A 1,288-nucleotide genomic window follows, 5' to 3' on the forward strand; every position below is an offset into this window, starting at 1 on the left:
TTGGTATTATCCCCTTTAGGTAGACAGTAAAAAAAGAGTCCATCTGGTATGATGGACTCAGTACTGTTTTATCTGGAGGGGATTTTTTATGGCAAGAAAAGGACAATCATTTCAAAAATATACAGAAGAACTAAAACGAGAAGCAGTTCGTCTTCGAGTAGAAGACGGGAAATCATTACGAGAAATTCGTGAACAACTTGGCATAAAGAGCGATGCACAAATTATAGAATGGGTAAAGCGTTCTCAACAAGGGCAGTCATTTGATGATCAACGTGGTGCTTGGAATCGTAAGAATTTTAATAGTCTTGAAGAAGAAAATGCATATTTGAAGGCGCAGGTTGAATATTTAAAAAAGCGCAATCCAAATCTACACGGGAAGGAATGGTCTTAAAGAAAGAACGATTTTCTCTTATCGATTCACTACGTCAGATATATCCACTTAAATGGTTATTTCAAATTGCAGAAGTGTCTAAAGCTGGATACTATAAATGGCGAAAATATCATGACGTGCATCGTTTACACCAAAAAAGGGATATGTGGCATAAAGAACATATTTTATCTATTCATCGCCAGCACCCTTACTATGGATATAAACGCATGACCCGTGCTTTAGCTAGAGAAGGAATGGTAATGAATCATAAACGTGTTCGTCGTCTCATGAGGGAGTTAGGCATACAATCTATCATCCGGAAAAAACGTCCATTTTACGGAAGAAAAACATCCGTGATATTTAAAAATCATTTAAATCGAGAATTTCAAGCGGACAAACAAAATCAAAAGTATGTGACGGATATTACTTATGTACGAATTGGAGATCAGTTCGCGTATTTGTCAGCTGTGTTAGACCTATATAACAATGAAATCGTGGCTTGGAAGCTGTCTCGAAGAAATGATTTAGATTTGGTTTTGACTACATTACAACAACTAGAGGGAAAATCCTTATCTACTAAGCCACTTTTACATTCAGATCAAGGGTTTCAATATACATCAAAATCTTACGCAAAGCAGTTAGAAAGATTAGGATTTGTCGGTAGTCATTCTAGACGTGGAAACTGTTTTGATAATGCATGTATTGAATCATTCTTCTCACATTTAAAAACAGAGAAGTTGTATTTAGTGCGCCCAAAAACATATGAAATGGCTTATCAAACAATTCAAGAATACATTCAATTCTATAATACAGAAAGGTTCCAAGAAAAACTTCACGGCCTTTCCCCGATAGAATATCGGGAAAAGGCCGTGGCATAATACTCTTTTTATGACTGTCTACTTGACAGGGAGATGACCA

General features: G+C 36.3%; 1 protein-coding gene. It reads left to right on the forward strand.

Annotated elements, in window-relative coordinates:
• Positions 1–88 precede the first annotated feature (88 nt).
• Positions 89–1,248, forward strand: a protein-coding gene (locus tag ACVWY7_RS26985) for an IS3 family transposase (protein ID WP_139242256.1) whose coding sequence is annotated in 2 segments (ribosomal slippage) — positions 89–347 and positions 347–1,248 — 1,161 coding nt in all. Because the reading frame shifts where the segments join, the coding sequence is not laid out codon by codon here.
• Positions 1,249–1,288: the final 40 nt, after the last annotated feature.

The organism is Bacillus sp. TE9106W (assembly GCF_054062215.1).